32 protein-coding genes are annotated in these 24399 nt (G+C 64.9%); 12 read left to right on the forward strand and 20 right to left on the reverse strand.

Features of this window, described 5'->3' with window-relative positions; genetic code table 11:
• From J2R78_RS13575 to J2R78_RS13585, 3 genes are all read right to left on the reverse strand, one after another.
• Positions 1 to 1317, reverse strand: coding sequence for a TRAP transporter large permease (locus J2R78_RS13575; RefSeq protein ID WP_028336540.1), 1317 nt, complete (start codon positions 1315 to 1317; stop codon positions 1 to 3).
• A 6-nt stretch (positions 1318 to 1323) separates the two neighbouring features.
• Positions 1324 to 1890, reverse strand: a complete 567-nt coding sequence (locus J2R78_RS13580; protein WP_137481064.1) for a TRAP transporter small permease — start codon at positions 1888 to 1890, stop codon at positions 1324 to 1326.
• Positions 1891 to 2062: 172 nt separating this feature from the next.
• On the reverse strand, positions 2063 to 3085 hold the full coding sequence (locus tag J2R78_RS13585; RefSeq protein WP_253604895.1) for a TRAP transporter substrate-binding protein: 1023 nt from the start codon (positions 3083 to 3085) through the stop codon (positions 2063 to 2065).
• Positions 3086 to 3353: 268 nt separating this feature from the next.
• On the opposite strand from J2R78_RS13585, the gene pobA reads away from it, so the two are divergent.
• On the forward strand, positions 3354 to 4523 hold the full coding sequence (gene pobA, locus J2R78_RS13590) for a 4-hydroxybenzoate 3-monooxygenase (RefSeq protein ID WP_253604897.1): 1170 nt from the start codon (positions 3354 to 3356) through the stop codon (positions 4521 to 4523).
• A gap of 160 nt (positions 4524 to 4683) precedes the next feature.
• Here the strand turns inward: pobA and J2R78_RS13595 are convergent, their stop codons facing one another.
• Positions 4684 to 5070, reverse strand: a complete 387-nt coding sequence (locus J2R78_RS13595) for a DUF6632 domain-containing protein (RefSeq protein ID WP_253604899.1) — start codon at positions 5068 to 5070, stop codon at positions 4684 to 4686.
• Between the two features lie 231 nt (positions 5071 to 5301).
• Between J2R78_RS13595 and J2R78_RS13600 the strand changes: the two genes are divergently transcribed.
• On the forward strand, positions 5302 to 5757 hold the full coding sequence (locus J2R78_RS13600) for a PaaI family thioesterase (RefSeq protein ID WP_076832511.1): 456 nt from the start codon (positions 5302 to 5304) through the stop codon (positions 5755 to 5757).
• Here the strand turns inward: J2R78_RS13600 and J2R78_RS13605 are convergent.
• Entirely contained in the window at positions 5754 to 6647 is an 894-nt protein-coding gene (locus tag J2R78_RS13605) for a LysR family transcriptional regulator (RefSeq protein ID WP_253604901.1), read from the reverse strand. The genes J2R78_RS13600 and J2R78_RS13605 overlap by 4 nt on opposite strands.
• 118 nt (positions 6648 to 6765) lie before the next feature.
• Between J2R78_RS13605 and J2R78_RS13610 the strand changes: the two genes are divergently transcribed.
• Entirely contained in the window at positions 6766 to 7401 is a 636-nt protein-coding gene (locus J2R78_RS13610; RefSeq protein ID WP_057015991.1) for a pyridoxamine 5'-phosphate oxidase family protein, read from the forward strand.
• Here J2R78_RS13610 and J2R78_RS13615 read toward each other — a convergent pair.
• On the reverse strand, positions 7398 to 8129 hold the full coding sequence (locus J2R78_RS13615; protein WP_253604903.1) for a glutathione S-transferase family protein: 732 nt from the start codon (positions 8127 to 8129) through the stop codon (positions 7398 to 7400). The two genes, J2R78_RS13610 and J2R78_RS13615, sit on opposite strands and share 4 nt — an antisense overlap.
• A 64-nt stretch (positions 8130 to 8193) precedes the next feature.
• The gene (locus J2R78_RS13620) at positions 8194 to 8427 is read right to left on the reverse strand and encodes a hypothetical protein (RefSeq protein ID WP_225160897.1); all 234 of its coding nucleotides are present in this window, start codon (positions 8425 to 8427) and stop codon (positions 8194 to 8196) included.
• 207 nt (positions 8428 to 8634) lie between these two features.
• Between J2R78_RS13620 and J2R78_RS13625 the strand changes: the two genes are divergently transcribed.
• Positions 8635 to 9333: a YafY family protein gene (locus J2R78_RS13625; protein ID WP_028336549.1), complete on the forward strand. Its 699-nt coding sequence runs from the start codon at positions 8635 to 8637 to the stop codon at positions 9331 to 9333.
• Positions 9333 to 9659, forward strand: a complete 327-nt coding sequence (locus J2R78_RS13630; RefSeq protein WP_253604905.1) for a YkgJ family cysteine cluster protein — start codon at positions 9333 to 9335, stop codon at positions 9657 to 9659. The genes J2R78_RS13625 and J2R78_RS13630 overlap by 1 nt, the downstream gene beginning before the upstream one ends.
• Before the next feature lie 7 nt (positions 9660 to 9666).
• Here J2R78_RS13630 and J2R78_RS13635 read toward each other — a convergent pair whose 3' ends face one another.
• The 3 genes from J2R78_RS13635 to J2R78_RS13645 all read right to left on the reverse strand — a co-directional run bounded on the left by J2R78_RS13635 (position 9667) and on the right by J2R78_RS13645 (position 11020).
• Entirely contained in the window at positions 9667 to 10068 is a 402-nt protein-coding gene (locus J2R78_RS13635; protein WP_016847470.1) for a hypothetical protein, read from the reverse strand.
• Positions 10069 to 10239: 171 nt separating this feature from the next.
• Positions 10240 to 10593: a DUF3307 domain-containing protein gene (locus J2R78_RS13640; RefSeq protein WP_016847469.1), complete on the reverse strand. Its 354-nt coding sequence runs from the start codon at positions 10591 to 10593 to the stop codon at positions 10240 to 10242.
• Between the two features lie 187 nt (positions 10594 to 10780).
• Complete coding sequence (locus tag J2R78_RS13645; RefSeq protein ID WP_253604907.1) at positions 10781 to 11020, reverse strand: hypothetical protein; 240 nt, start codon at positions 11018 to 11020, stop codon at positions 10781 to 10783.
• On the opposite strand from J2R78_RS13645, the gene J2R78_RS13650 reads away from it, so the two are divergent.
• Positions 11019 to 12428, forward strand: coding sequence for a TAXI family TRAP transporter solute-binding subunit (locus J2R78_RS13650; protein ID WP_253604909.1), 1410 nt, complete (start codon positions 11019 to 11021; stop codon positions 12426 to 12428). The two genes, J2R78_RS13645 and J2R78_RS13650, sit on opposite strands and share 2 nt — an antisense overlap.
• 162 nt (positions 12429 to 12590) lie before the next feature.
• Here the strand turns inward: J2R78_RS13650 and J2R78_RS13655 are convergent, their stop codons facing one another.
• The 3 genes from J2R78_RS13655 to J2R78_RS13665 all read right to left on the reverse strand — a co-directional run bounded on the left by J2R78_RS13655 (position 12591) and on the right by J2R78_RS13665 (position 14203).
• Positions 12591 to 13352 (reverse strand): Crp/Fnr family transcriptional regulator, encoded by a 762-nt coding sequence (locus J2R78_RS13655; RefSeq protein ID WP_092085323.1) that lies wholly within the window; start codon positions 13350 to 13352, stop codon positions 12591 to 12593.
• A 211-nt stretch (positions 13353 to 13563) separates the two neighbouring features.
• Entirely contained in the window at positions 13564 to 13926 is a 363-nt protein-coding gene (locus J2R78_RS13660) for a PRC-barrel domain-containing protein (protein WP_016847466.1), read from the reverse strand.
• 91 nt (positions 13927 to 14017) lie between these two features.
• On the reverse strand, positions 14018 to 14203 hold the full coding sequence (locus J2R78_RS13665; RefSeq protein ID WP_253609819.1) for a hypothetical protein: 186 nt from the start codon (positions 14201 to 14203) through the stop codon (positions 14018 to 14020).
• Between the two features lie 383 nt (positions 14204 to 14586).
• Between J2R78_RS13665 and J2R78_RS13670 the strand changes: the two genes are divergently transcribed.
• From J2R78_RS13670 to J2R78_RS13680, 3 genes are read left to right on the forward strand one after another with little or no spacing between them, the layout of a single operon-like run.
• Complete coding sequence (locus J2R78_RS13670) at positions 14587 to 14724, forward strand: hypothetical protein (protein ID WP_253604911.1); 138 nt, start codon at positions 14587 to 14589, stop codon at positions 14722 to 14724.
• 25 nt (positions 14725 to 14749) lie between these two features.
• Positions 14750 to 14962 (forward strand): hypothetical protein, encoded by a 213-nt coding sequence (locus tag J2R78_RS13675; protein WP_225160892.1) that lies wholly within the window; start codon positions 14750 to 14752, stop codon positions 14960 to 14962.
• A gap of 52 nt (positions 14963 to 15014) precedes the next feature.
• Entirely contained in the window at positions 15015 to 15233 is a 219-nt protein-coding gene (locus J2R78_RS13680) for a hypothetical protein (RefSeq protein ID WP_253604913.1), read from the forward strand.
• A 176-nt stretch (positions 15234 to 15409) separates the two neighbouring features.
• Here J2R78_RS13680 and J2R78_RS13685 read toward each other — a convergent pair whose 3' ends face one another.
• Complete coding sequence (locus J2R78_RS13685) at positions 15410 to 16285, reverse strand: DUF6537 domain-containing protein (RefSeq protein WP_253604915.1); 876 nt, start codon at positions 16283 to 16285, stop codon at positions 15410 to 15412.
• A gap of 29 nt (positions 16286 to 16314) precedes the next feature.
• Positions 16315 to 16983 (reverse strand): Crp/Fnr family transcriptional regulator, encoded by a 669-nt coding sequence (locus tag J2R78_RS13690; RefSeq protein ID WP_016847460.1) that lies wholly within the window; start codon positions 16981 to 16983, stop codon positions 16315 to 16317.
• Between the two features lie 318 nt (positions 16984 to 17301).
• On the opposite strand from J2R78_RS13690, the gene J2R78_RS13695 reads away from it, so the two are divergent.
• Complete coding sequence (locus J2R78_RS13695) at positions 17302 to 18414, forward strand: cyclic nucleotide-gated ion channel (protein ID WP_057016272.1); 1113 nt, start codon at positions 17302 to 17304, stop codon at positions 18412 to 18414.
• 14 nt (positions 18415 to 18428) lie between these two features.
• A complete protein-coding gene (locus J2R78_RS13700) occupies positions 18429 to 19214 on the forward strand; it encodes an enoyl-CoA hydratase/isomerase family protein (RefSeq protein WP_253604917.1) in 786 nt (261 codons plus the stop codon).
• Positions 19215 to 19413: 199 nt separating this feature from the next.
• Here J2R78_RS13700 and J2R78_RS13705 read toward each other — a convergent pair whose 3' ends face one another.
• Positions 19414 to 19848 carry a DUF6157 family protein gene (locus tag J2R78_RS13705; protein WP_253604919.1) on the reverse strand — a complete coding sequence of 145 codons (435 nt, stop codon included), beginning with the start codon at positions 19846 to 19848 and terminating at the stop codon, positions 19414 to 19416.
• Between the two features lie 14 nt (positions 19849 to 19862).
• A complete protein-coding gene (locus tag J2R78_RS13710; protein WP_253604921.1) occupies positions 19863 to 20516 on the reverse strand; it encodes a glutathione S-transferase family protein in 654 nt (217 codons plus the stop codon).
• Between the two features lie 81 nt (positions 20517 to 20597).
• On the opposite strand from J2R78_RS13710, the gene J2R78_RS13715 reads away from it, so the two are divergent.
• Positions 20598 to 21605: a YafY family protein gene (locus J2R78_RS13715; protein ID WP_253604923.1), complete on the forward strand. Its 1008-nt coding sequence runs from the start codon at positions 20598 to 20600 to the stop codon at positions 21603 to 21605.
• A 205-nt stretch (positions 21606 to 21810) separates the two neighbouring features.
• Here J2R78_RS13715 and J2R78_RS13720 read toward each other — a convergent pair whose 3' ends face one another.
• From J2R78_RS13720 to J2R78_RS13730, 3 genes are all read right to left on the reverse strand, one after another.
• Positions 21811 to 22221 carry a hypothetical protein gene (locus tag J2R78_RS13720; RefSeq protein ID WP_253604924.1) on the reverse strand — a complete coding sequence of 137 codons (411 nt, stop codon included), beginning with the start codon at positions 22219 to 22221 and terminating at the stop codon, positions 21811 to 21813.
• A gap of 78 nt (positions 22222 to 22299) precedes the next feature.
• A complete protein-coding gene (locus J2R78_RS13725) occupies positions 22300 to 23013 on the reverse strand; it encodes a nitroreductase (protein ID WP_253604926.1) in 714 nt (237 codons plus the stop codon).
• A gap of 98 nt (positions 23014 to 23111) precedes the next feature.
• On the reverse strand, positions 23112 to 24362 hold the full coding sequence (locus J2R78_RS13730) for an acyl-CoA dehydrogenase (protein ID WP_253604928.1): 1251 nt from the start codon (positions 24360 to 24362) through the stop codon (positions 23112 to 23114).
• Positions 24363 to 24399 lie beyond the last annotated feature (37 nt).

Raw genomic sequence — 24399 nt, forward strand, 5'->3', positions numbered from 1 at the left:
CTAACCAATCATGCGCTGCGGCAGCCAGGTCGCAAGCAGCGGGAACAGGATCAGGATCACCAGCCGGATCAGATCGGTGATGACGAACGGTAGCACCCCGACAAAGATCGTCGACATGTTGACGTCCTTGATGACGCTCTTGATCACGAACACGTTCATGCCGACCGGTGGATGGATCAGGCCGAGTTCGACCGTCATGACGATGATGATGCCGAACCAGATCGGATCGAAGCCGAGCGCGGTCACCACCGGAAACACGATCGGCACGGTGAGGATCACCATCGCCATCGCGTCCATCAGGCAGCCGAGCACCAGATACATCAGGAGGATCAGCGCCAGCACGCCATAGGGGCCGATGCCGAGCCCGGTGAGGAATTCGGTGACGTGCTGCGGCGTCTGGGTGATGGTGAGGAAATAGCCGAAGCAGAGCGCGCCGATCAGCACCGTGAACACGGCGGCCGCGGTGCGCGTCGCCTGCAGCAGCGATTGCAGGATGCCTTCCCTGGTCAGCTTGCCACGGAGGATACCGATGATGAAGGCGCCCACCGCGCCGACCGCGCCGGCTTCGGTCGGGACAAAGAAGCCGCCATAGAGCCCGCCGATCACGAACAGGAACAGCAGCAGCGGCGACCAGACGTCACGCAGCGCGACGAAGCGCTCGTGCCACGACGCCTTCTTTCCCGCCGGCAGGAAGCCGGGCCTCGTCACGCCGATGATGCCGATCGTGATCATGTGCATCAGGATCGCGAGCAGGCCCGGCACCACGCCCGCGATAAACAGCTTGCCGATGTCCTGCTGGGTGATGATGCCGTAGACCGCGAGCACGGTGGACGGCGGCAGCATCGCCCCGAGCGTGCCGCCGACCGCGATCACGCCGGCGGCGAAGGATTGCGGATAGCCGAAGCGGCGCATCTCGGGATAGGCGACGGCCGAGAAGGTCGCGGCGGTCGCGACCGACGAGCCCGAGATCGCGGCAAAGCCGCCGCAGGCGGCGATGGTCGCAATGCCGAGCCCGCCCTTCCAATGGCCGACAAAGGTGTTGGCGGCGCGGAACAGCTCGCGGCTGATGCCCGAGACGGACACGAAGGCGCCCATCAACAGGAACATCGGGATCACGCCGAAGGAATAATCCGTCACCGTACGCATCGTGGTCTGGCCGACCAGCTTGAGCGCCGGCGCGAAGCCGGTGAGATAGCCAAAGCCGGTGATGCCGACGAGACCCATCGCCATGCCGACGGGGACACGGAGCAGCATCAGCACGAACAGGCTGACAAAGCCGATGACGGCGACGGTCTCGGGACTGAGGTCGAGACTCATGGCCGTCTACTCCGCGGTCTTGATCTTGGCGTCATGGATATCTTCCGGATGGAAGATCAGGCGGTAGGTGCGGATCGCGATCAGCAGCACCGCGGAGACGTCGCCGATCCACGACACCAGGAAGAACGGCCAGACCGGCACGCCGAGATCCATGGTGACGATATGGCTGTTCCTGGTGTCGATCACCTTGTCGACCAGCGTGTAGGTCTGCACGCTCACCACGAACAGCAGCACCAGCGTCGCGAAGATGTCGATCCAGCGCTGGTAACGCGGCGAGGCATTGGCCCAGACCAGATCCACGGTGATGTGGGTGCCGCGATAGCTCGTCGCCGCAATGCCCCAGAAAATCAGGATGCCGAGCAGGAACTGGCCGAAATTGTAGTAGTCGGGGATCGTCACCGCGAAGAATTTGCGCATGAACACCGCGGTGAAGGTGTTGAGCGCGACGACGCCGACGAAGAAGGCCGCGACCCATTCGATCGAATCGATGAAGCGGTCCATGAAATTCTTGCGCGCCGGCTCGGGTGGGCCGGTGATAGCGCCGTCTGGGGAAACTTCGGCAGATTGCGTCATGCGTTGCTTCGATGAGCTCCCTCTCCCCCGCTCTTGCGGGGAGAGGGTTGGGGTGAGGGGCTGCTTCCACGAGTCGTGAATGCGGTGAGACCTGTACCCCCTCACCCGGATCGCATCTGACGATGCGATCCGACCTCTCCCCGCAAGCGGGGAGAGGTGAAGGGGAGCGGGATCAGATCCCTGCCTCGAACTTCTTCAGCGTGGCCTGCAGATCGGCATCGATCTTTGCCGCATCGCCGCCGGCCTTTTTCACCGCCTCGGCCCAGCTGTCGCGCAGCGGCTTGACCGCCTTCTTCCACTCGGCGAGCTGATCCGAAGTCAGCGGATAGACCTCGTGGCCTTCCAGCGCCTTCATCTTGGTGCGGCCATTGGCTTCGAAATCGGTCCAGGGGTCGGTGACCTTGGAGGCCCATTCCGGCGTGCAGTGATCGTCGATCACCTTCTTCTGGGCAGCCGACATCGAATTATATTTGGCGAGGTTCATGTTGTAGGTGAACACCGTCGAATAGAGCGGCACGTCCATGTGGTACTTCACCACCTTGTCGATGCCGAACAGGAAGATCGAGCCCCAGGGGAAGGTGATCTCGTCGGCCACGCCGCGCTCGATCGCGTCGCGCGATTCCGGCGCGGAGGCCTGCACATTGGTGCCGCCGAACATCTTGACCATCTCGCCGATGGTGCTCTGCGCGGGCCGCACCTTGACGCCGGAGAGGTCGCTCGGCAGCACGATCTTCTTCTTGCCGTGCAGCGCGCCCGGATCGTGGATGAAGGCGAAGCACAGCTTGGTGTCCTTCATCTCGGTCGGCGCATATTTGTGATACCACTCGTTCAGCGCCAGCGTGCCCTTCTTGCCGTCGGAGAAGGTGAACGGAAGCTGGCCGGCGGCCGCGATCGGGAAACGGCCGGGCTGATAGCCAGGATTGACATAGGTGACGTCGGCGATGCCGTCGCGCGCCATGTCGTAATGGTCGAACGCCTTGCCGAGTTGCTCGGACGGAAACACGGTGACCTTGATGGTGCCGCCCGATGCCTTCTCGATGTCGGCGGCCCAGGCCTGGGTCGCGGGCACCAGCGGATGCGCCGGCGGCACCCATAGCGACACTTTGAGATTGACGGTCTTGTCCTGCGCGACGGCAGGTCCCGCGGCCGGCACGATGGCGGCGGCCATCAACACCGCCAACACTGTCTTCCTCATCACGTCTCCTCCTCTCCAGGACGGGCTTCGTGCCCGGCTCATTACTTAACATGTTATCTAATTCGGACGGATATTCAAGATGAAATCCGCCGGGCGGACGCCTCGTCGCACCCTCCGCCCGGTCCCGCGCCACCGCATCTTGCGCTGCGGCGAACGCGCGGGTCCCGCGCAAATCCGCCTTGCCAAAACCGTTATATGATATAGTTGCCTTGGCAAGTTGCCGGCGCGGGCACCGGCTAAAAGCCTATCCGATCGGGAGGACAAGGTATTGCGGACAAAAGTAGCAATCATTGGTGCAGGTCCGGCCGGACTGTTGCTTGGGCAACTACTTCATACTTTCGGCGTAGACAACATCATTTTTGAGCGGCAGACCCCGGACTATGTGCTGGGGCGGATTCGCGCCGGGCTGCTCGAGGAAGGCACCGTGTCGCTGCTCGAGAGCGTCGGCGCCGCTGCCCGGCTGCACCAGGAGGGCCTCGTCCATCACGGTCTCGAACTGGCGTTCGGCGGCGCACGGCACCGCATCGACCTGCATGGTTCGACCGGCAAGACCGTGACCATCTACGGCCAGACCGAGGTCACGCTCGACCTGATGAATGCCCGCAAGGAGGCCGGCCTGACCTCGATCTACTCGGCGGCCGACGTCAAGCCGCTTGATTTCGATACCGATCATCCGCGCGTCAGCTACGTCAAGGACGGCGTCACCCACGAGATCGCCTGCGACTTCATCGCCGGCTGCGACGGCTTCCACGGCATCAGCCGCGCCAGCATGCCGGCGTCGGCGATCACCAGCTACGAACGGGTGTATCCGTTCGGCTGGCTCGGCATCCTCTCGGAGACGCCGCCGGTCTCGCCGGAGCTGATCTACAGCAACCACGAGCGCGGCTTTGCGCTGTGCACGATGCGCTCGTCCCACCGCAGCCGCTATTACGTGCAGTGCCCGCTCGACGATCATGTCGACCAATGGTCGGACGAGCGGTTCTGGGACGAATTGAAGCGGCGCCTCGACCAGAAGGCCGCCGACGAGATCGTCACCGGCCCCTCGATCGAAAAGAGCATCGCGCCGCTGCGCAGCTTCGTCGCCGAGCCGATGCGGTTCGGCCGCATGTTTCTGGCGGGCGACGCCTCGCACATCGTGCCGCCGACCGGTGCCAAGGGCCTCAACCTTGCCGCCAGCGACGTGCATTATCTGTCGCAGGCGCTGCGCGAATACTACGACGAGAAATCCTCCGCCGGCATCGATGCCTATTCGGGACGCGCGCTGGCGCGGGTCTGGAAGGCGGTGCGCTTCTCCTGGTGGATGACCTCGATGCTGCACAAATTTCCCGACGAGGGCGAATTCGCCGCGCGCATCCAGATCGCCGAGCTCGACTACCTCGTCAGCTCGAAGGCGGCGTCGACCTCGCTGGCGGAGAATTACGTGGGGCTGCCGTTCTGATCACCGACTGCCGGCTTCGTCATCCCGCGCAAAGGCTTCGCCGTTGTCTCGAGGTGCCGGCGCAGCGAGCCTCGAAGGATGCACGGCCCGGCCGGTAGCCGTCGATCCTTCGAAACGGCGCTGCGCGCCTCCTCGGGATGACGGGACGTGATGCCTGGGCTTAGGCAGCCGCAACGGCCGGCTTCGGCATCAGCCAGGCCAGCACCAGCGCGATCAGCAACAGCGCCGGGATGTCGCCCAGCAAGTGACCGCGCTCGGCCTCGTCACTGATCGCCTGCACGGCCATGATGCCGCCATGCACGACGCTCGACCACACCGCGAACCAGATCAGGCTGCGGTGCCGCAGCGGATCGCGCGCGGCGAGCAACAGGAATACGCCCAGCGTCGCATAGATGCCGACGATCATCATCGGGTAATGCGAATGGCCGTGGCCCCAGGACCAGCCGGACGGCCAGAGCTGGAACAGCGGATAGACAGCGAAAATCGCGATCAGACCGACCGCGACGAGCGCAATGCGAAGGCAGGTCAGGCGGGTCTCGGCCGACATGGTCTCTCCTCACGCCATGGACGCGGCGCGGAGCATGTCACAAACTGCGGCCGGATGCGCGTGAACTGCGTCACGGTTGGGAAGCGGCCGCGATGCTGACATTGTATCCCGCACCCGGCGCGAGCGAGCTTCAAACAGCCGTGCAAATCCCGTTTAAAACTTTGTAGGCGGTGAAACCGTCATCGACATCGCGTTCAATGGCGTCAACCCAACGTCATATGCGAGCTTCAGATGACCACCGATACGCAAGTCGTGCCCGACAATCCCCAAGACGTCCCTCAAGGCTTCGAGCCGCTGTTCCGCAAGAGCCCGCTCACCGAACCCTGGGAGCCACTTTACCAGAAGAAGACCGAGCGTGCCGTCATCATCGGCCTGCGGCTGGCGAGGCCGCATACCAACGGCCGCGGCCTGATCCATGGCGGCCTGATCGCAGCCCTTGCCGACAACGCGATGGGCTATAGCTGCGGCCAGGCGACCGGCTGGACCACCTCGTTCGTGACGATCTCGCTCGCGGTCGATTTCGTCGGCTCCGCCAATGTCGGGCAATGGCTCGCGATCGAGAGCGACGTGATCAAGACCGGCAGCACGATCTGCTTCGCGCAGAGCCTGATCAAGGCCGACGGGGTGACCATCGCGCGCGCCAACGGCACCTTCCGCGTGGTGCCGAAGAAGCCGCCGGTGAGCTAGTCGAAATACCAGTCGGTGATCTCGGTCACGAGATCGATGAAGGTCCGCACCTTGGCCGACAACAGCCGCGTCGTCGGATAGACGACGTGGATCGGCACCGCCGGCTGCTCGAACTCGGCGAGCACGATCTGGAGCCGCCGCGCCTTCAGCGATTCGGCGGCCTGGTAGGCCATCACCCGGGTCAGTCCGCCGTCCTGCTCGGCGTACTGGATGGCGGCGTCCGAGCTGTTGCTGGTGAAGCGCGGCGCAGGGGTGATGCGGACTTCGCGGCCATCCTCCATGAAGCGCCAATCCGGCGTCGCGGTCATGGCGCCGAACTGGATCGTGTCGTGGGCGGTGAGGTCCGCCGGTCGCTTCGGCTCGCCGCGACGCTTGAGATAGCCGGCCGACGCCACCACGATGCGGCGCATCCGGCCGACATGCCGCGCCACCAGCGTCGAATCCGGCAGGTGCCCGAGCCTGACCGCGAGGTCGACGCCGTCCTCGACCAGATTGATCCTGCGATCCGACAGCCGCAGGTCGACGCCGACGCCGGGATAGCGCTTCAGATAGGCGCTCACCACCGGGCTGACATGGAGCCGCCCGAAGCCGAACGGTGCCGAGATCACCAGGCGCCCTTCGGGGCGGGTGCGCTCGTTCTCCACCGCGTCCTCGGCCTCCTCGACATCGGCGAGGATCCGGCGCGCCCGCTCCAGATAGCGCGAGCCGGCGTCCGTCAGCGTCACCTGCCGCGTGGTCCGCTGCAGCAGCCGCGCGCCGAGCCGCTCCTCCAGCGCCGCGATCAGCCGCGTGATGGCGGACGGCGACAGGCCGAGCTTGCGGGCGGCGGGGGCGAACCCCTCGAGGTCCGCCACCGCGACGAAGGCCTGCATGGCGTCGATCCGGTCCATGGCACTATTGCATAATCGGCAACAGTGAAGTGTCAATGCACAAGATTGCTTACGATCTGGGAATGTCCATCTTGAGCGGCGAGGACAACCACTCAGGCGCCCGTCACGGGAGGCTCCGATGTCAGATGGTCACAGCTATGCGAGCGACGTCGCATTCAGTCCGGCGGTGAAGGCGATCCAGACCCGCAAGGGCTCACGCGCCACCTACGCCGAAGTCGAGGCACATGGCGGCTGGCGCAGCGAGATCGACGAGAACCTCGCCGGCTTCCTCGGCGAGGTGAACAGCTTCTATCTCGCGACCGCCTCGGCCGACGGCCAGCCCTACATCCAGCATCGCGGCGGACCGAAGGGTTTTATCAAGGTGCTCGACAAGCACACCATCGCGTTCGCCGACTACAGCGGCAATCGCCAGTTCATCACCCAGGGCAATCTCTCGGAGAATGCCAAGGCCTATATCTTCGTGATGGATTACGCGCACCGCCGCCGCGTCAAGCTGTGGGGCGAGGCGAAGGTGGTGGAGGACGATCCGGCGCTGACCCGCACGCTGATGCCGCAGGGCTACCGGGCGCGGCCCGAGCAGGTGATCCTGTTCAAGGTCACGGCGTGGGACACCAACTGCCCGCAGCACATTCCGCAAAAGTTCGACGCGGCCGATGTCGCGGCAGCGCTGGCCTCGCGCGACCAGCGCATCGCCGAGCTCGAGGCGGAGCTGGCCGCATTGAAGGGCCAGCCCGCCCCTGCCGCGCCGGCTTAGGCCGCCTGCTGCTGCAGCGGCGCCCAGGCGAATTCCGGATAATATTGCCGCATCATCCGGCCGACATAGGCGGTGAGATTGTCGAACTTCTCGGTGCGCTCGCGCAGCGGCGAATCGAAGAACGGGGTGAGGATTCCCGCCAGCGCGCCGAACGCGGTGGCATCGGTGCCGCACGGCGCATGGCCCATCAGATACGGCTTGTCGCCGAGCTGCACCGACAGCGCGAACAGCGAGCGGATCGCGAGATCAACGTCTTCGTCCGGTCCGTGGCGGCCAAGTCCGCTCAGCAGATAATTCTCGGCAACGCGGAACTGGGCGTCCTCGCGCATCTTGTCACGCATATGGTCGGGCGCGCCGTCGAAGAAATGCGCGGGCCCCTTGGCGAAATTGGTGTCGTCGACCCATCGCGCGCCGACCAGCGCCCAGTAGACGTGATGCTCGATCATGCGCTCGAAGGCCCAGGCCTGGGCGCGCGCCTGCAGGCTGAGCGGCGCGTCGAAATCGAAGCCGTATTTGCCCTCGATATGGGCGCGGATGAAGGTCGAATCGGCGATCGTCTCGCCGTCGTCGGCGATGAACGGCAGCTGGCCCTTGGGAGACGCCGGCGGCATCGCCTTCTCCTTGCGATAGTCGAGCCCGGCCATCTTGAGCTGGACCTCGGTTTTGGTCACGAAGGGGCTGATTTCCGGCAAGCCGAAGCCCGTGCCAAAGCCAAAAAGCGTAATCATATGAAGCTCCCGATCGCCTGTGGTCGTGAATTGAAGCTAGCTGTCCCCTGCTGCCAGCATGGTGTCAGCAGTAGTGGCATTCACTGTCGAACGGGCCGACGGGTGCGAGGCGGCGAACCGCCCCGCGAACGCGCTTGACCAGCCGTGCCCGCCCGTAGGACCAGACCGTGCTGATCGACTGTGCGATCAGCGCGACCAGGGCCCAGCGCAGGTCGCCGGAGGTGGAGTAGACCGTGACCAGCTGTTCCAGCGCAAAGCCTTGCGCCTGCCGGAAACCGAGTTCGTCAAGATTCGTCATGGACAAATTCCCTTCACTTGAGGTGTTGTCCTGATATAGCCCCCACCTGCTGCCAACATGCTGTCAGCAGTAGCCGGACGGGACCCAGAAAAGCCTGCGCACCGAGAGACGACGAGACCCGTCAAGACACTCGTCAAGACGGCTGCCAAAACCGCTACCGAGACACTCGACAAGACACGTGCCAAGAGAGCGATCGAGAGAGTTGCCATGAGACGCGCCGACCGGCTGTTTCAGATCATCCAGGTGCTCCGCCGCACCCGTAAGCCTTTGACCGCCGATGCAATCGCAGCCGAGCTCGAGACGTCGAAGCGGACGATCTATCGCGACATCGCCAGCCTGATCGAGCAGCGGGTGCCGATCCGCGGCGAGGCCGGCATGGGCTACATCCTGGAGAAGGGATTCGACCTGCCGCCCTTGATGCTGACACCCGACGAGATCGAGGCCTGCGTGCTCGGCGCACAGTGGGTGGTCGGCCACGCCGATCCGGCGCTGGCGCGCGCGGCCGAGGACCTGATGGCCAAGATCGCCGAGACCGTGCCCGACCGGCTGCGGCCGTTCGTGCTGGAGCCGGCAAGCCGGGCCCGCTCGGCCTGGAACCGGGAGCCCGACCGCATCGACATGGTCAGGACCCGCAGCCAGATCCATGAGGGCAAGAAGATCACGCTGAACTATCGCGACGAGCATGGCCGCGATAGCGAGCGCACGATCTGGCCGATCGCGGTCGGCTATCACGAGGCGGTGCGGCTGCTCGCCGCCTGGTGCGAGCTGCGCAAGGATTTCCGCAGCTTCCGCACCGACCGCGTGGTCACGGCGGTCTATCACGACGAGAAGTATCCGGAGCGGCGCGACCTGCTCAGGGCGCGCTGGCGGCGCAGCCTGGTCTGGGAAGCGCCGAGGGACACCTGATGGCCGACAACGCGACCGACACAAGCCCCTGCCCGTCCTGCGGCGCCTGCTGCAGCTATTCGGAGAACTGGCCGCGCTTCACCATCGAGGACGACGCGCAGCTCGATCTGATCCCACCGCAATTCGTCAACGCGCGGCAATCAGGCATGCGCTGCGAGGGCGATCGCTGCTCGGCGCTAGCGGGCCGGGTCGGAGAAGCAACGCGCTGCGAGGTCTATCCGGTGCGGCCGGAAGTATGCCGGACCTGCCAGCCGGGCGACGCGGAATGCGCGATGGCGCGGCGCCGGCACGGGCTGCCGCTCATCGCGAGCGCGCAGCCGATCTAACCAGACGTTACGCCGTGACCCTGTCGCTGACGTCCTCGTCGTCGAGTTCGTCATCGACGATCGGCGCGAAGGTCGTCAGCGGCTTGGTCGACAGCGTGATCGGCTTGCGGCCACCATGCGAAACGGTGGCGGCGCGGGCCGGCTCGCGCGACAGCGCGTAGAGCGTCGAGCCGACACGGCCGCCTGAATTCGCCAGCTCCCACTCGCTGCAGCTCGACGCGATCGCGACCGCGAGCGCGTGCAGATGGCTGCGGCGATAGCAGAACAGCGCGAGCCTCGCCCTGACATCGGGCGCGACATTGGCAACCAGCAACGAGAGCCCGTTCGGATTGGCGCGATACATCTGGCCGAGCAGATCGTCGGCCACCGGGCAGGCATCGTTCTCGAAGGCGTCGCGGCTTGAAAACATTTGCAAATCCCCCTCGATCGGGAAGATGCCGCGTAATCCTCTAACGAAAGGTTAACCACGGCCTCCGGTCGCTTCCGGAGGGTCTTGCCCGTTGCGCGCGAATCACATCCGCCCGCCGCAACCCGGCTGGATTCGTGGTTCAGGACGGGAGGAAAGGTGCGCGCGAGCCGCTCAGTTCGCGGCCATGTAGATCGACAGCGCGAAGCCGGTGAGGTGGTGCAGCGCCTGGTCGACCCCGATCAGGGTCCAGAACCAGGGGTGGCCGGATTCCAGCGTCACGCCGAAATGCGAGGCGCAGATGCCCTTGGCCCGATCGACGATGATGTGGATCACGAAGTCAATGAAGGCGACGTACCAGAACCGCGGCGCCACCACCAGGATCAGCGCCAGGGCGACCGCGAGATGGACCAGGCAGTGCGCCAGCAGCGGCAGCGCCCAGCCGGTCTTCTGGTCCTTGCCGATCGCCATCCAGGCGTTCTGCAGCATGAAGTCGGCGATGATGTGCTTTGCGGTGAGAAGCAACATCCATCCCACCAGGGCACCAACCGACACCGACGATGACATGGAGGGAAACAACAAGCTGACGCCCTTTTACTTCGATGAATGTGATTGCAAGAAATCCGGGTCAGGCCGTCAGCACAATTCCGCAAACAGAAGCGTGTCTCATTTATGACATCTCCGGCGCCGGAATGCACCTGCGCCTCCTCGAAAATCACATCTCGGTCCGACCGTCGATAGTGGCAATGGTCATGTGGCATCGCGGCGCAGGCCGGCCGAGATTAAGGTTACGGCCGGCGGCCGGTTTGCATTCCCCCCGGGGAGGTATATCGTCGGCAACATAGGAAATTTTCTTTCTTTTATAGCCATTTACGGATTCACCGGGCAGCGCCGCGCCGATCGGGTCGCGGCAATGGGCCGTCCCGGACGGGTGATGAGCCAGGTAATCAGCCATGAGTGCCGAAGCCCCCTCGCCTGCGCCGATGCCGCCGCCGCGCCCTCCGGTCGCCAAAACGGTCGTCAAGACCAACCGCGCGCAGATCATCGTCTTCACCCTGCTGACGCTGCTCCTGAGCGCGGTCACCGTGATCGGCGGCCGGCTCTGGCTGCGCAATTCCGAAACGCTGGTGTTCGCGGTCGGCGATGCCAAGGGCTCGGAGGCGAAATTCGCCGCCAGGCTCGCCATCGTGCTGAAGAATAATTCGTCGCGGCTGCGGCTGAAGATCGCGCCGAACCCCGACAACGCCAAGGCGCTGGCGCAATTCGATCGCCGCGACGCCTCGCTTGCCATCCTGCGTACCGACGCAAGGGTGCCGCCGCGTGCCCGCGCCATCGCGATCCTCGAGCATGACGTGGTGCTGGTGCTCAGCCCCGGCGGCAAGAAGATCAAATCGCTGAGCGAGCTCAAGAAGAAGCGGATCGCGGTCGTCGGCGACGGCGAGAACAGCGTCAATTTCGTCCGCAGCGCGCTCGAGATTGCCGACAGCCCCGACGCGGCGCAGCGGGTACAGCAGGCGCCGCCGAACACGCCTTTCGACAAGCTGTTCACCTCCGGCTTTGCCGCCGTGATCGCGATCGAGCACGCCTCGAAGATCGTGAAGGACAAGACCTACGAGCAATATGCCAAGCGCGCCGGCGGCTTCACGCTGAATGCGATCGACGCGGCCAAGGCGCTGGCGCGCAAATACCCGGCGATTTCGGAGGAGACGGTCTCGACCGGCATGCTGTCGTCCTCGCCGGCGATCCCCGATGACGAGGTCGACACCATCGGGCTGGAATGGCTGCTGGTCGCGCAATCCTCGATGTCCACGACGACAGCCGCCGAGCTCGCGCGCATCATCTATGAGAACAAGTCGGAGCTTGTGCTCGACGACGGCTTCGCCTCCAAGATCGAGCCGGCGGCGACCGACAAGGACGCATTCATCGTCGCCCATCAGGGCGCCGCCGAGTACATCAACGACGATACCAAGTCGTTCATGGATCGCTACAGCGACGTGATGTATCTCGCTGCCGCCGCGCTCAGCATCATCGGCTCGATCTTCGCCGCGATCTACACCAAGATCACCCGCGTCGCACCGGAGAAGGCCAGCGAGCTGGCGGGCAGGATCCTCGACATCGGCGAGCGCGTCGAGCACGCCACTTGCGCCGAGCATCTCGACGAATTGCAGGACGAGCTCGAGGCGATCCTGCGCGGCGCGGTGACCGGCCTGCGCGACGGCACCGTTTCCGGCGACGGAATGGACACGTTCAAGCTCGGCTACGAATTGGTCCGCGACGAGATCGCACTGCGCCGCGATCACCTCAAGCGCCACCCGGCGACGCCGGACGAGAACCTCGTGGTGGTGAAGGCGGCGAACGGGTGAAACCAAGCCGTTGGTTGCGCCACAGATACAACTGTCGTCCCTGCGATCGCGCCACATGCACCACTGTCGTCCCGGCTTTCGCCAGGACGACACCGCCTATGTTAAACGGCCGGTGAACCATACATCCGCACGCTCTCGACATGCACCGGAGCGCAGCGCTTACTACCCGACCGCCGCGTCCGTCGGCGTCGCAGCGGCGTCGAGCTGCCGTCCCTCGTGATCCATATGCAGGTAGTTCGGGTTGAACAGGCCGGCGTGCATCAGCCGCTCGAGATTGGGGACGACCAGGGTCTTTCCCTTGAGTACGATCAGGCCGCCGGCGCGCAATTCCTGCAGCGTTCGGTTGACGTGAACCTTGGAGAGCCCGGTGGCATCGGCGAGATCGCCCTGGGTCAGCGGGAAATCACAGCTGTCGCCCTGGGTCAGGCCTGCAGCACGCAGCCGGAGCCAGATCTCGCACAGCAGATGGGCCATCCGCTCCAGCGCCGTTCGCTGGCCGAGGCTCATGGTCCATTCGCGCTGGATCGCCGCGTTGACCAGGGTTTCCCACCAGAACGCGGTCACGATGCGCGGATGTCCGGCCGCGACCTTGTCGAAGAATTCGCGGGAGAGGTCGGCGATCGACACTGCCGTGACGGTACCGATCGAATGATCCATCTCGCGCAGGATGAAGACGTTCACGTCGCAAATGTCGCCGGGCAGAAAGAAGGCCACGATCTGACGCCGGCCGTCCTCGAGCTGCTTGTAGCGATAGGCCCAGCCGGACAGGATCAGATGGACGTCCTTCGGCTTCTCGCCCTCGCGGACGATGTCGACCCGCGGACCAAAATGGCGGACGCGCTCGGTAGACGCGCGATTGAGAAGGACCTGGTCTACCGGCGAAAGCCGTGCAAACTGCTCCAATTTCCGGATTAGCGACGCCAACGATTGGTCTCCCGCATGTTTAATCGGGCAACTGCAGGACCGACTTCAATTACGTATGTTACCTTGCACAGCTATTGACGTATGTTCACTAGTGTACAGACGTCCCAAGGATGCGACGGTTACATCCCGAGCATCACGCACACCTCGGCTCCCGGTGGGTACCACCGGTGAAATACGGGTCCCCCGGCTCGGGGGGACGTCTAAGGGACGTTCAGACGAACGGCACGCCGTAGTAGTCGTTCACCGCGCGCGTGGTGCCGATATCGGACCAATTCCACTCGCGCTCGCTGCCGTATTTCGGCGCGCCGCGCAGCTGGCTCTCGGTGACGCCGGTGACATAGCCGCCCAGCCTCGTGTCGTATTTGAGCGACTGCCAGGGCAGCGGATAATGGTCGTTGCCGAGACCGAGAATGCCGCCGAAGCCGAGCACGGCGTAAGACACCCGCCCGCTCTTCTTGTCGATCATCACCCGTTCGATCGAGCCGATCTTGCGCTCGTCGGAGCCATAGACCGCGGTGCCCTCGACCTTGTCGCTGCCGATCAGGTTTCCGACCTCCTTCTCGTCCATCGCCATGTCAGTTCTCCATTGATCCCTCGACGCCAACGGTCGGCCCGGGTCATCGTTCCTGCCGCATTGCCGCGATTGCTGCAGAGCGGAACGCCGTTCAGCCCGTTGGAGGATCGCCGCGGTCGTCCGATGTCATGCCGGATCCCGGCGTCTTGTCGGCATCGTTCAATTTCGGATCACGCGTCGCTTCGCGCGCATTCGACCTTCGCGGGTCGGTCTTATGCGCGGTCTGCGCGCGCTGCTTGTCGGCCGGCTGCTCCTGCCCCTTGTTGTCTTTCACGATGCCCTAATTGGAATGTGCCACTGCTTATGTCCTTCTTGTTGCCTTGGCTGCCTTGGTTGAAGACATGCGGGCCCCGGCGATCAAATTCGCCGAGGCCCGTCACCGGAGTGGTCCACCGCCTTTCGGGGAGCAAAGCAGCGAACGCACGGGTGTTACGCAGAGCACCGAAGATCGTTCCTGCGATCTTCGCGATCCCAGGTCGCGATCTCAGGTCTCGATTTTGGGTCGCGATTTCGGGCGCGCGTTTTTTTCAATTCGACCGATGTCATGGGTTAACGACGGCATCCCGGGAACAAGCCTAGTATTGCTGGTTCCAGCTCGGAGACGGCATGATCAAGAAGAAGCGCAAAAGATCGCGGCCTCCCGGATCGTTCGAAAACCGCTTGCAGAAATTCGCCGAAGATTCGCGCATTGCGGCACGCAAGCTGCCGCCGGGACGGGAACGCGAAATGCTGATGAAGAAGGCCAGACAGACCGAGACTGTGATGGAAGTCAGCGAATGGCTGACGTTCCGCAAGTAGCCGCGAGTCGCAAAGGAGAGCTGCGATGATCGAGGAACGGTTTGACTCACGCACGCTCTTCGCCATGAACGCTGCGCTTGATCGCGTTTGCGCAGACGCAGCTCACGGCGAGGAACATGACACCCGCCGCCGCGTTGCCAGATACATCATCAAATGCGCCAAGAGCGGCAGGACGACGCTTTCCGAGCTGACCGAAGCCGGACGGCAGGCGCTGGCCAAGGCTACCGCCGCGGCGTGAAAACCGGCGCAAGTGCCCTGTTGCCCTCGGCCCTCAGCAGAGGCAGCTACGCATGCGCATTGCAATCAGCATCGGCCTGCTGGCCTTTTTGGCCGCCGTCGGCGTCTACGCCTATGAAGGTCTGACTGTGGACGCTCCGGTGCCGACCTATGGCATCGTGGTGTTCACGATCGGCATTGCGCTTCTGGCCGCGGTCTGCATCGGCCTGATGGGCCTGTTGTTCTATTCCAGCCGCCGCGGCTACGACGAGCCGCCGCACATCAAGCGGTAGAGAGCGGGAATGCAACGCACTCGAGCCCGTCACCGTCATCCTGAGGAGCGCGGAACGCGCGTCTCGAAGGATCGACGGCCCGCCTGTGGCCGTGCATCCTTCGAGGCTCGCCCAGCGGCGCAAGTGCGCCGCAAGGCTCGCACCTCAGGATGACGGGTCCAGCACTGACATCTCGTTCAATGCGACTCAACTCCCGGCGCCCGGGCGCGGATCTCCGCGATCTTGCGCTTCAGCGCTGCCTGCCGCGGATCGGGCATGGTGGCTGCGCGCGCTTCCGCAATGGCGCCGGCAAGGTCGGGGAGCACGAGCACGCCGTCGAAGGTCGGCTTGGCGAGCCCGTCGATGATCACGTGCCAGTCCGCGATGCCCTGGCGGTAGGGATCGCCGTAACCCTGGATCATGGTCGCGGTCTGCACGACCGCCGGGGCGGCGCCCGGCTGCTTGGTCAGGCTGCGGTCGATCATGTGCAGCCAGCGCTCGACCCAGACGCGCTCCCTGGCATAGCGTCCCGAGAACAGCCGCCAGCGCTTCAGGCCCGCCTCGATCCTGAGCCGGCGAACGCTGAAGCGGTTGTTGGCGCTGAAGCGAATCGAGACCCGGCGACGCCGCCAGCCGAACTGATCCAGCACGCCGAGCACCGGATCGGCGACCACGGCCGGCAGGGCGTCGATCAACTCGTCCAGGCGAAACTTCTTGACGTCGTCGGCCGAGCGCGCCGCAAGGCCGCCCGCCGCACTGACTTCGCCAAGCTTGAGCTGCGCGATGCGGATCGCGTCCTCATACGCCATGCGCTCCGCCATCAGGCGGCCGATCTCGGCAAGCAGGGCGTCGTCGACGCCGCGGCGGCCGACGAAGCGCTTGAGCCGGTCGATATAGAGCTGTGCGTAGCTCGTGCTCTGATAGGCGATCAACAGATCGATGGCCTTGGTGACGGCCGGCCCGAGATGGTCCGGGCAGGCGTCGGGCAGCACCGGCGGCCCCTCGTCCTCATCGCCGATGATATCGGCAAAGAGGTAACGGAGCGAAGCCAGGAGACCGTCGTCATCCGCCACTGCGGCGCCTCCAGAACTCGTCACGGGGCTCATGCAGGTTTGGGCTCCGCGACCTGTGGGGTGGCGTGCTGCGCGAGCTGCTGCTCGAGCGTCGAGATATTCTGGAACAGGCGGGCGCTGGCGAGGCGCAGGAAGTAGAAGCCGAACGCCGGGTTCTGGACGTAGAGCTGCTCGACCTGGTCATAGGTCACCGACAGCACCATGCCGGTCTCGACGCACTCCAGCGTCTGGGTTCGCGTGTTCGACGGCGACAGCATGCCGAACTCGCCGACTAGGGCGCCGACCGGCAGCTCGATGCCGGATTCGACCAGGCGGAAGCGGCCACTGACAATGTAGAACATGCTGTCGGCCTTCTCGTCCTTGTAGAACAGGACTTCGCCCGCGGTGCATTTGCGTTCCGTCGTGAACGGCTTCAGCCATTCCATCGACAGATCGCTGTTGACCGATTTCTTCACGTTGCGGACCAGTTGCAGCATCTGGTGCAGCCGATAGGTGTTCACCGGCAGCAGCACGGCATGCAGGATCAGCGTCGCGTAATTGTGGGTCGGGACGGCGGTCGCGATCAGGATGATGTTGGTCAGGATGGCGAAGACGCGCAACGGGATCATGGTCCGCATCGACAGCGTGGCAACCACGAAGATCGATGCGAAGAAACTGCCGGCGGCGCCGGCGTGCTCCGCGAGATGTGAGGTATCCATCGGAAACCAACCAATTTCTCAAGAAGTGAATAAGATCGCCTTATTAGTCGCTTCATTCCGGCCAAGGTCGCATCGGCGAACCAGCATCCCTGATATACGGGGAAAAAGCGACGTTTTGTCCGATTTCTCACATTCGCGGGCGCAAAATCGGGCCAACATGGTTAGGCCTTTCGTCCAACTGATGGGTCTTCCGCCGCGAGCATCCCGCCATGGCCTGCGCGTTGACGGCCTCAACCGGGAGAGGCACGTTGTGACATCGGCTCTGCCGTTCGCAGGGCCTCAATTCCAGCAATTCATCGACAGGCAAGCTCCGTACCGATGTCCAAGCGGCTCGTCCTTCCGGCCTTGACGCGCTTCGTTTCCGCCACCGCCGGCCGCAACATGACCACGGCGGCCTATGTCGCCGTCGCGGCCGGTGTCGCCATGATGACGCTGCTGACGGTCGCGCCGGCCCATGACGCGGCGCCGCGCTGGGTGGATGCGCTGCTGTGGGCCTGCCTTGCCTATTTCGTATTCGAATGGCTGGTGCGGCTGCGCCACATGGGCCGGCAGGGCAAATTCTGGTTCTACGCGCTGTCCAGCGCCGGCGTGGTCGACGCGATCGGCGCGCTGGCCGTGCCGGTGGCCTTGCTGTCCGGAGTCGAGCCGAAAACCGCCTGGCTGCTCGGCGTGCTCTGGGTGCTCAAGGTGGTGCCGGGCATTCCCGGCCTGCGCCAGCTCCGGCGCGTGCTGGTCGTGGAATCCGGGCCGCTGCTCAGCGTGCTCGTGATCTTCCTGATGGTGGTGTTCCTGGCCTCCGTTGCGGAATATTTCCTGGAGCGGGACGTCCAGCCGCAGACCTTCGGCAGCGTGCCGGCGGCGCTGTGGTGGGCGGTGGTGACGCTGACCACGACCGGCTACGGCGACGTGGTGCCGATCACCCCGCTCGGCCGCGTGGTCGCCGCCATGGTGATGATCTCGGGCCTCGGCGTGTTCGGGCTGTGGACCGGTATCCTGGCGACCGGTTTTGCCGCCGAAACCCGCCGCGACAATTTCTTGCGAACCTGGGAGACCGTCAGCAAGGTGCCGTTCTTCGCGCATCTCGGCCCGGCCGCGATCGCCGACGTCACCCAAATGCTGCGGACCATGGACCTGCCGCCGCGCACCATGATCATCCGCAAGGACACCAATGGCGACTGCATGTATTTCGTCGCCGCCGGCGAGGTCGAGGTCGACCTGCCCGGGCGCAAGGTGAAGCTTGGCGAAGGCGAGTTCTTCGGCGAGATGGCGTTGCTCGGCAACACCAAGCGCGGCGCCAGCGTCTCGACCAGCAAGGTGACCAGGTTGTTGGTGCTTGACCTGGTCGATTTCCGCCTGTTGATGGCAAGGCATCCCGATCTCGCCGAGACCATCGACGCCGAGGCCAAGCGGCGCGAACGTGAGAATCAATAATGATGGAGACCAAGATGGCTGACGCGGCCGACACCGCCAGCGGACCCGTGCTCGAAATCGCGGGCGCGCGCGCAACGATCCGCCTCAACCGGCCGAAGCACCTCAACCGCCTGCAGGCCGAGGATCTCGGCGAGCTGCTGACATTGTTCGACCGGATCGAGGCCGATCCCGCGATCCGCGTGCTGGTGCTGACCGGAACCGGCCGCGCGTTCTCCGCCGGCTACGACCTCAACTCCGTCGCCGAGCGCGCGGTGAGCGCCAGCGAGCAGCAGAGCGCGGGCTCGGCGTTCGAGGTCGTGGTCAACCGCCTCGAGGATCTCAGCGTGCCGACGATCTGCCGGCTCAATGGCGGGGTCTATGGCGGCTCGACCGACCTCGCGCTCGCCTGCGACTTCCGCATCGGCGTCGATACCGCCGAGATGTTCATGCCGGCGGCGCGGCTCGGGCTGCACTATTACAAGAGCGGCATCCAGCGCTATGTCACGCGGCTCGGCGTCGATAACGCCAGGATGCTGTTCCTGACCGCGCAGAAGATATCGGCGCCCGAGATGCTGCGGATCGGCTACCTCACCGCGATGGTATCGCTCGACCTGCTCGACGAGGAAGTCGACAAGCTCGCGACGATTTTGGCGGGCAACGCGCCCAAGGCGATGGCCGGCATGAAGCGCGCAATCAACGAATTCGCCCGCGGCGAGCTCGACGAGGCCGCCGCCGACGCCCGTCACCGCGACAGCATGCGCGGCGACGAGATCAAGGAAGGCATCAAGGCCTTCGCCGAGAAGCGGGCGCCGCGGTTTTAGCGATTGGTCGCACGGCACACTCCCTTCACCCTCCCCTGGAGGGGGAGGGTCGGGTCACATGGAGCGCAGCGGAATGTGAGACGGGGTGGGGTGATCTCTCAGCACGAACGGTGCCCGAGTGGAGAGATCACCCCACCTCGGTTCGCATTGCATGCGAACCGATCCTCCCCCTCCAGGGGAGGATGAGAGCAGTGCCTCTTCACGCCCGCTTCGACCGCATCGCACGGACCTGCGCGATGTCAGGATCCGCGGCGAGTGCCTGGTAGCGCTTGCTGTCGACGGCGTAGAGCGCGATGCGCCCCTCGGCGTCGGCATGGACACCCCAGCCGAAACGCTTGCCGAGCGGCGAGGCGCGCATGCAGGCCTGGCCGCGCGAGAAGAACGTCTCGCGGGCGAGGCTGTGCGCCTTCTTCGCCGCTCTCGCATCGAGCGCACGGCCGGCCGCCGACGTCGCGAAAACCACATCGTCAGAGGTGTACTTGTAGGGCGCGCCCGCGATCATCCGGTATTGCAGCACGGCGACCGTCGGCTGGCCGCCGCGCAGCTGCGGCTCCTCGCCGCGCTGCGCCGGGCAGTCCTCCGCGACGTGGATCAGGGTGTTGAAGCAGTTGGTGCTGTGCAGGACTTTCGCCATCGGCCCGATCCGTATCACACTCCGGCGACTGCTGCATGCTGCGCCGCCATCTCGTCATCGGCCTTCGATATCCGCTGGAAAGCCGGGCGCGCGGCGATGCTCTCGGTATAGCGAACAAACACGTCCCTTTTCGGCACGATGCCGAACATCATGGTCCAGCTGAGCGCGATGCCCCAGAGGATGTCAGCCGCCGTGATCTCTTCGCCGAGCAGATAGGGCCCCTTTGCCAGCTGCGATTCCAGCGCGCCCAGCATGGTGTCGTAATCGGCATAGGGCGACTGCGTGATCGGCGCGGGCTCGCGCTTCATGAAATGGTCGATCACGGCCGGCTCGAACGATGAGCCGTAATAGGCGATCCAGCGCAGATACGGGCCGCGGCGCGGGTCGTTCAGCGCCGGCGTCAGGCCGGCCTGCGGAAACAGATCGGCGAGATAGATGAAGATCGCGACCTGCTCGGTGATCAGCGCGTCGCCGTGGCGGATCGCCGGCACCTTGCCGAGCGGATTGATGGCGAGATAGGCGTCCTTGCGCTGCTCGCCCGCCTTCATGTTCAGGACCTGCAGGTCATACGGCGCGCCGAGCTCCTCCAGCAGCACGCGGGTGCCGGTGGCGCGGCTCTGCGGCGAATAATACAGCGTGACGCGGTCGGTGGGGGCAGCGGTGGTCATGGCGGGTCTCCTTGCGCCGTCGGGGCATGGCCCCGTTATGCCCGCCTATACCTGACATCTTGTGTCAGGTATGATCCGGCCATGCGCGCGAGCCGGCTGTTTTCCATCCTCACCACCCTGCAGGCGCGGGGCCAGGTCACCGCGCCTGAGCTGGCGGAAGCCTGCGAGGTCTCGGTGCGCACGATCTATCGCGACATCGACGCGCTCGCGGCCGCCGGCGTTCCGGTTTACGCCGACCGTGGCGCCGAGGGCGGCTATCGCCTGCTCGACGGCTATCGGGTGCGGTTGAACGGCCTGTCGCAGGGCGAGGCCGAGGCGCTGTTCATGGCCGGACTTCCGGGGCCCGCCGCCGCGCTTGGCCTCGATGCCGCGATGGTGGCGGCGCAGACCAAGCTGATGGCGGCGCTGCCGGAGAACCTGCGGCCCAACGCGCGAGGGATGCAGCAGCGCTTCCATCTCGACGCGCCCGGCTGGTTCGGCGAGACCGAGGAGCCGGAGCATCTGCGCGCCATCGCCGGCGCCGTGCTGCGCGAGACCATGCTCGAGATCCGCTACCAGAGCTGGAAAGCCGAAAAGCGGCGGCGCGTGGCGCCGCTTGGCCTCGTGCTGAAGGGCGGCAGCTGGTACCTCGCCGGCCTCGTCGACGGCAATGTGCGCACCTACCGCGTCGCGCGCGTACTGGATTGCACCGCGCTGGAGACGCCGTTCGCGCGGCCGGCGGAGTTCGACCTCGCCGCCTATTGGCGCGCCTCGATCGAGCGGCTGGAGGCCGAGCTGCATCCGAACGAGGCCACGGTGCGGCTGTCGCCGCTCGGGCTGAAACTGTTCGATGCGCTGGCCCACCCTTACGTGAAGGCGCGGATGCGGCTCACTGATGGCACCGACGCCGACGGCTGGCGGCTCGCCACCATGCCGGTCGGCAAGACGGTGTGGCATGCGGCGACCGAGCTGCTGCGGCTCGGCGCCGAGGCCGAAGTGGTCGCGCCGTTAGAGTTGCGCGAGAAGATGGCCGAGCTGACGGGCGCGATGGCCGCGCGCTATGCCGACGCGCCGCCACGCCGCGCGATGGCGGGCGCTAAAGCGCGATGAGATTGGGTGAATGGAGCCGCAGGAGCAGTGCGCTCCCTCGCCCCGTTCTTACGGGGAGAGGGTCGGGGTGAGGGGCTGTCTCCGCGCATACGGTGATAGCTGCGCTTGCTGAGACTCCCCCTCACCCGGAACGCATCTAACGATGCGTTCCGACCTCTCCCCGCGCGCAGGGCGAGGTGGAGCAGAGTCTGCGGTTCGCTGCTTGCTAGTAGCGGCTGTCGGAGCTGATGACGAAGCGGTCGAAAAAATTCACCGGCAGAATTTCGAACCGATCCAGCGTCAGCGTAATCCCGGTCACGAAGTCGACGCCCTTGATCGTGCCCTCAAGATCGATCCGCCGGCCGCGACGCAGGCCGCGGGTTTCCGGATGTTGCTCGATGTCGATATAGGCATAGATCGGATTGTCGAGCCGCGAATGGCGATGCCAGCCGCGCTGCAGGAAGCTGAATTGCAGCACCGAGCCCGCGCCCCAGTCGATCGCGTCGAAGAAGCGGGTCTTCCAGGCAACGGGCCGTCCCAGATAATGCGCGGCGATGAACGCGTCGCGCTCGAGTGCAGGCAGACGGTGCAGCTGCCAGCTGATCTCCGCCGGCGTCAGGGAGGCGTTATTCGCCATTGTTGTTCTTGTCGTTTCTTCTTGTAGCTCTTCTTATCCTCGGCGGGAGGGTGAACCGACCTTCCCGCCTTGAGGAAATTATACATCAACGAATGTGACAGTATCTTCCACGGTCGCGCGCGACGTGCGGTAGCTGTTCACCTTTTGCGCGTGATCCGCATAGCCGAACGAGATACCGCAGACAACCCGGCGATCGTCGGCCAGGTTGAAATGACGACGGATCAGCCCGGAATGGCGCGCGATCGCCGCCTGCGGGATGGTGCCGAGCCCGAGCGCCTGCGCCGCCAGCATGAAGTTCGAGACATAGCCGCCGCAGTCGATCGCACCATAGATGCCGAGCGGCTCATTGGTGTGGATCACGGCAATGTGCGGCGCGCCGAAGAAATTGTAGTTTTCCAGCGCCTGTTTTGCATAGGCCGGCTTGTCGCCGCGCGCGATGCCGAGCGTGCTGTAGAGCTGGAAACCGCTTTCGCGGCGGCGCTCCAGATAGACGCCGACATATTCGCGCGGCGGCGTGAAGTCGTAATCCTCGCCGAGGCCGCGCGACGCCTCGGCATAGATCGCCTTGCGAAACCGCTCCTTGGCCTCGCCGGAGACGATCAGCACCTGCCAAGGTTGGCTGTTGCACCAGGATGCGGTGCGCTGCGCAGTCGACACAATGTGCTCGATGACCTCGCGCGGCACCTCGCGCGGCTGGAACGCGCGCACCGAGTAGCGCTCGTTGAGCAATTCCTCGAGCGCGCCGATACGGTCCTCGGTCGCGTAGCGCGGGTTCGGTGTCTTCGCGTCCATGATATATCCTCTTTTTTCGTCATTCCGGGGCACGCGAAGCGTGAACCCGGAATCTCGAGATTCCGGGTTCGATGCTTCGCATCGCCCCGGAATGACGACTAACCACCCCGCCCCTTGGTCGGGATCTTGTTGTAAGGCACGTCCTTGTCGACGCGGATGTCGCCGGGCAGGCCCAGCACGCGCTCGGCGATGATGTTGCGCAGGATCTCGTCGGTACCGCCGGCGATGCGCATCGAGGGCGACGACAGCAGCATCTGCTGGAACTGGCCGTTGGCCTGCTCCTCATCGGTGCCGGTGAGGCTGCCCGCCGCGCCCTCGAGGTCCATCGCATAGGTCGCGATGTCTTGCAGCATCAGGCCGGAGACGAGCTTGCCGATCGAGTTTTCCGGGCCCGGTCGCTCGCCCTTCGACAGCGCCGAGATGGCGCGGTAGCTGGTGTATTTCAGCCCGCTCGCCTTCACCGCCCAGCTCGCAAGTCTGGAGCGCACCGCCGGATCGTCGATCGCAAGACCGTCCTCCAGCATCAAATTGGAGCAGAACTCGAACATCTCGGGCACGCCGGTGGCGAGCCGCGCGCCGATCGACATGCGCTCGTTCATCAGCGTGGTCAGCGACACGCTCCAGCCCTCGCCGACCGCCCCTAACCGCTGGCTGTCCGGGATTACGACGTCGGTGAAATAGACCTCGTTGAACTCCTGCATGCCGTTGGCCTGCTTGATCGGCCGCACCTCGACGCCGGGGCTCTTCATGTCGAGGAAGAACATGGTGAGGCCCTTGTGCTTCGGGACATTCGGATCGGTGCGCGCGATCAACAGGCCGTAGTCGGAGTAATGCGCGCCTGACGTCCAGATCTTCTGGCCGTTGACGACCCAATTGTCGCCTTTCTTCTCGGCGCGGGTGCGCAGCCCCGCGACGTCGGAGCCGGCCGACGGCTCGGAGAACAGCTGGCACCAGATCTCCTCGCCGGAGGCGAGCTTCGGCAGATAGCGGCGCTTGGCATCCTCGCTGCCCCAGGCCATCACAGTCGGGCCGCACATGCCCTCGCCGATCTGGAACGGCTGGGTCAATTTGCCGTAGACGCCCTCTTCCTGCTGCCAGATCACGCGCTCGATCGGGGTGGCGCCGCGGCCGCCATATTCCTTCGGCCAGTGCAAGCAGGCCCAGCCGCCCTCGGCCTTCCTCTTCTGCCAGGCCTTGCCGACCTCGACCATGTCGTGCCTGGCGAGCCTGATACGGCCGAGCGACGACTTCGAGAGCTCCTCTTCGAACTCCTTCGGCGCATTGGCCGCGATCCAGTTGCGGGCGATGGCGCGGAACTCGGCTTCCTGCGGCGTGTCATCGAAATTCATGGCGGCTCCTTTGTTCTGTCATTCCGGGGCGATGCGC

The sequence above is a fragment of the Bradyrhizobium sp. USDA 4538 genome (assembly GCF_024171045.1).
GTDB classification, from domain to species: domain Bacteria; phylum Pseudomonadota; class Alphaproteobacteria; order Rhizobiales; family Xanthobacteraceae; genus Bradyrhizobium; species Bradyrhizobium australafricanum.

Coding starts and splice junctions, on each gene's coding strand:
- J2R78_RS13575 (WP_028336540.1), bottom strand. CDS start 1,317: ATGAGTCTCGACCTCAGTCCCGAGACCGTCGCCGTCATCGGCTTTGTC.
- J2R78_RS13580 (WP_137481064.1), bottom strand. CDS start 1,890: ATGACGCAATCTGCCGAAGTTTCCCCAGACGGCGCTATCACCGGCCCA.
- J2R78_RS13585 (WP_253604895.1), bottom strand. CDS start 3,085: ATGAGGAAGACAGTGTTGGCGGTGTTGATGGCCGCCGCCATCGTGCCG.
- J2R78_RS13595 (WP_253604899.1), bottom strand. CDS start 5,070: ATGTCGGCCGAGACCCGCCTGACCTGCCTTCGCATTGCGCTCGTCGCG.
- J2R78_RS13600 (WP_076832511.1), top strand. CDS start 5,302: ATGACCACCGATACGCAAGTCGTGCCCGACAATCCCCAAGACGTCCCT.
- J2R78_RS13605 (WP_253604901.1), bottom strand. CDS start 6,647: ATGGACCGGATCGACGCCATGCAGGCCTTCGTCGCGGTGGCGGACCTC.
- J2R78_RS13610 (WP_057015991.1), top strand. CDS start 6,766: ATGTCAGATGGTCACAGCTATGCGAGCGACGTCGCATTCAGTCCGGCG.
- J2R78_RS13615 (WP_253604903.1), bottom strand. CDS start 8,129: ATGATTACGCTTTTTGGCTTTGGCACGGGCTTCGGCTTGCCGGAAATC.
- J2R78_RS13620 (WP_225160897.1), bottom strand. CDS start 8,427: ATGACGAATCTTGACGAACTCGGTTTCCGGCAGGCGCAAGGCTTTGCG.
- J2R78_RS13625 (WP_028336549.1), top strand. CDS start 8,635: ATGAGACGCGCCGACCGGCTGTTTCAGATCATCCAGGTGCTCCGCCGC.
- J2R78_RS13630 (WP_253604905.1), top strand. CDS start 9,333: ATGGCCGACAACGCGACCGACACAAGCCCCTGCCCGTCCTGCGGCGCC.
- J2R78_RS13635 (WP_016847470.1), bottom strand. CDS start 10,068: ATGTTTTCAAGCCGCGACGCCTTCGAGAACGATGCCTGCCCGGTGGCC.
- J2R78_RS13640 (WP_016847469.1), bottom strand. CDS start 10,593: ATGTTGCTTCTCACCGCAAAGCACATCATCGCCGACTTCATGCTGCAG.
- J2R78_RS13650 (WP_253604909.1), top strand. CDS start 11,019: ATGAGTGCCGAAGCCCCCTCGCCTGCGCCGATGCCGCCGCCGCGCCCT.
- J2R78_RS13645 (WP_253604907.1), bottom strand. CDS start 11,020: ATGGCTGATTACCTGGCTCATCACCCGTCCGGGACGGCCCATTGCCGC.
- J2R78_RS13660 (WP_016847466.1), bottom strand. CDS start 13,926: ATGGCGATGGACGAGAAGGAGGTCGGAAACCTGATCGGCAGCGACAAG.
- J2R78_RS13675 (WP_225160892.1), top strand. CDS start 14,750: ATGATCGAGGAACGGTTTGACTCACGCACGCTCTTCGCCATGAACGCT.
- J2R78_RS13680 (WP_253604913.1), top strand. CDS start 15,015: ATGCGCATTGCAATCAGCATCGGCCTGCTGGCCTTTTTGGCCGCCGTC.
- J2R78_RS13690 (WP_016847460.1), bottom strand. CDS start 16,983: ATGGATACCTCACATCTCGCGGAGCACGCCGGCGCCGCCGGCAGTTTC.
- J2R78_RS13695 (WP_057016272.1), top strand. CDS start 17,302: ATGTCCAAGCGGCTCGTCCTTCCGGCCTTGACGCGCTTCGTTTCCGCC.
- J2R78_RS13700 (WP_253604917.1), top strand. CDS start 18,429: ATGGCTGACGCGGCCGACACCGCCAGCGGACCCGTGCTCGAAATCGCG.
- J2R78_RS13705 (WP_253604919.1), bottom strand. CDS start 19,848: ATGGCGAAAGTCCTGCACAGCACCAACTGCTTCAACACCCTGATCCAC.
- J2R78_RS13710 (WP_253604921.1), bottom strand. CDS start 20,516: ATGACCACCGCTGCCCCCACCGACCGCGTCACGCTGTATTATTCGCCG.
- J2R78_RS13715 (WP_253604923.1), top strand. CDS start 20,598: ATGCGCGCGAGCCGGCTGTTTTCCATCCTCACCACCCTGCAGGCGCGG.
- J2R78_RS13720 (WP_253604924.1), bottom strand. CDS start 22,221: ATGGCGAATAACGCCTCCCTGACGCCGGCGGAGATCAGCTGGCAGCTG.
- J2R78_RS13725 (WP_253604926.1), bottom strand. CDS start 23,013: ATGGACGCGAAGACACCGAACCCGCGCTACGCGACCGAGGACCGTATC.
- J2R78_RS13730 (WP_253604928.1), bottom strand. CDS start 24,362: ATGAATTTCGATGACACGCCGCAGGAAGCCGAGTTCCGCGCCATCGCC.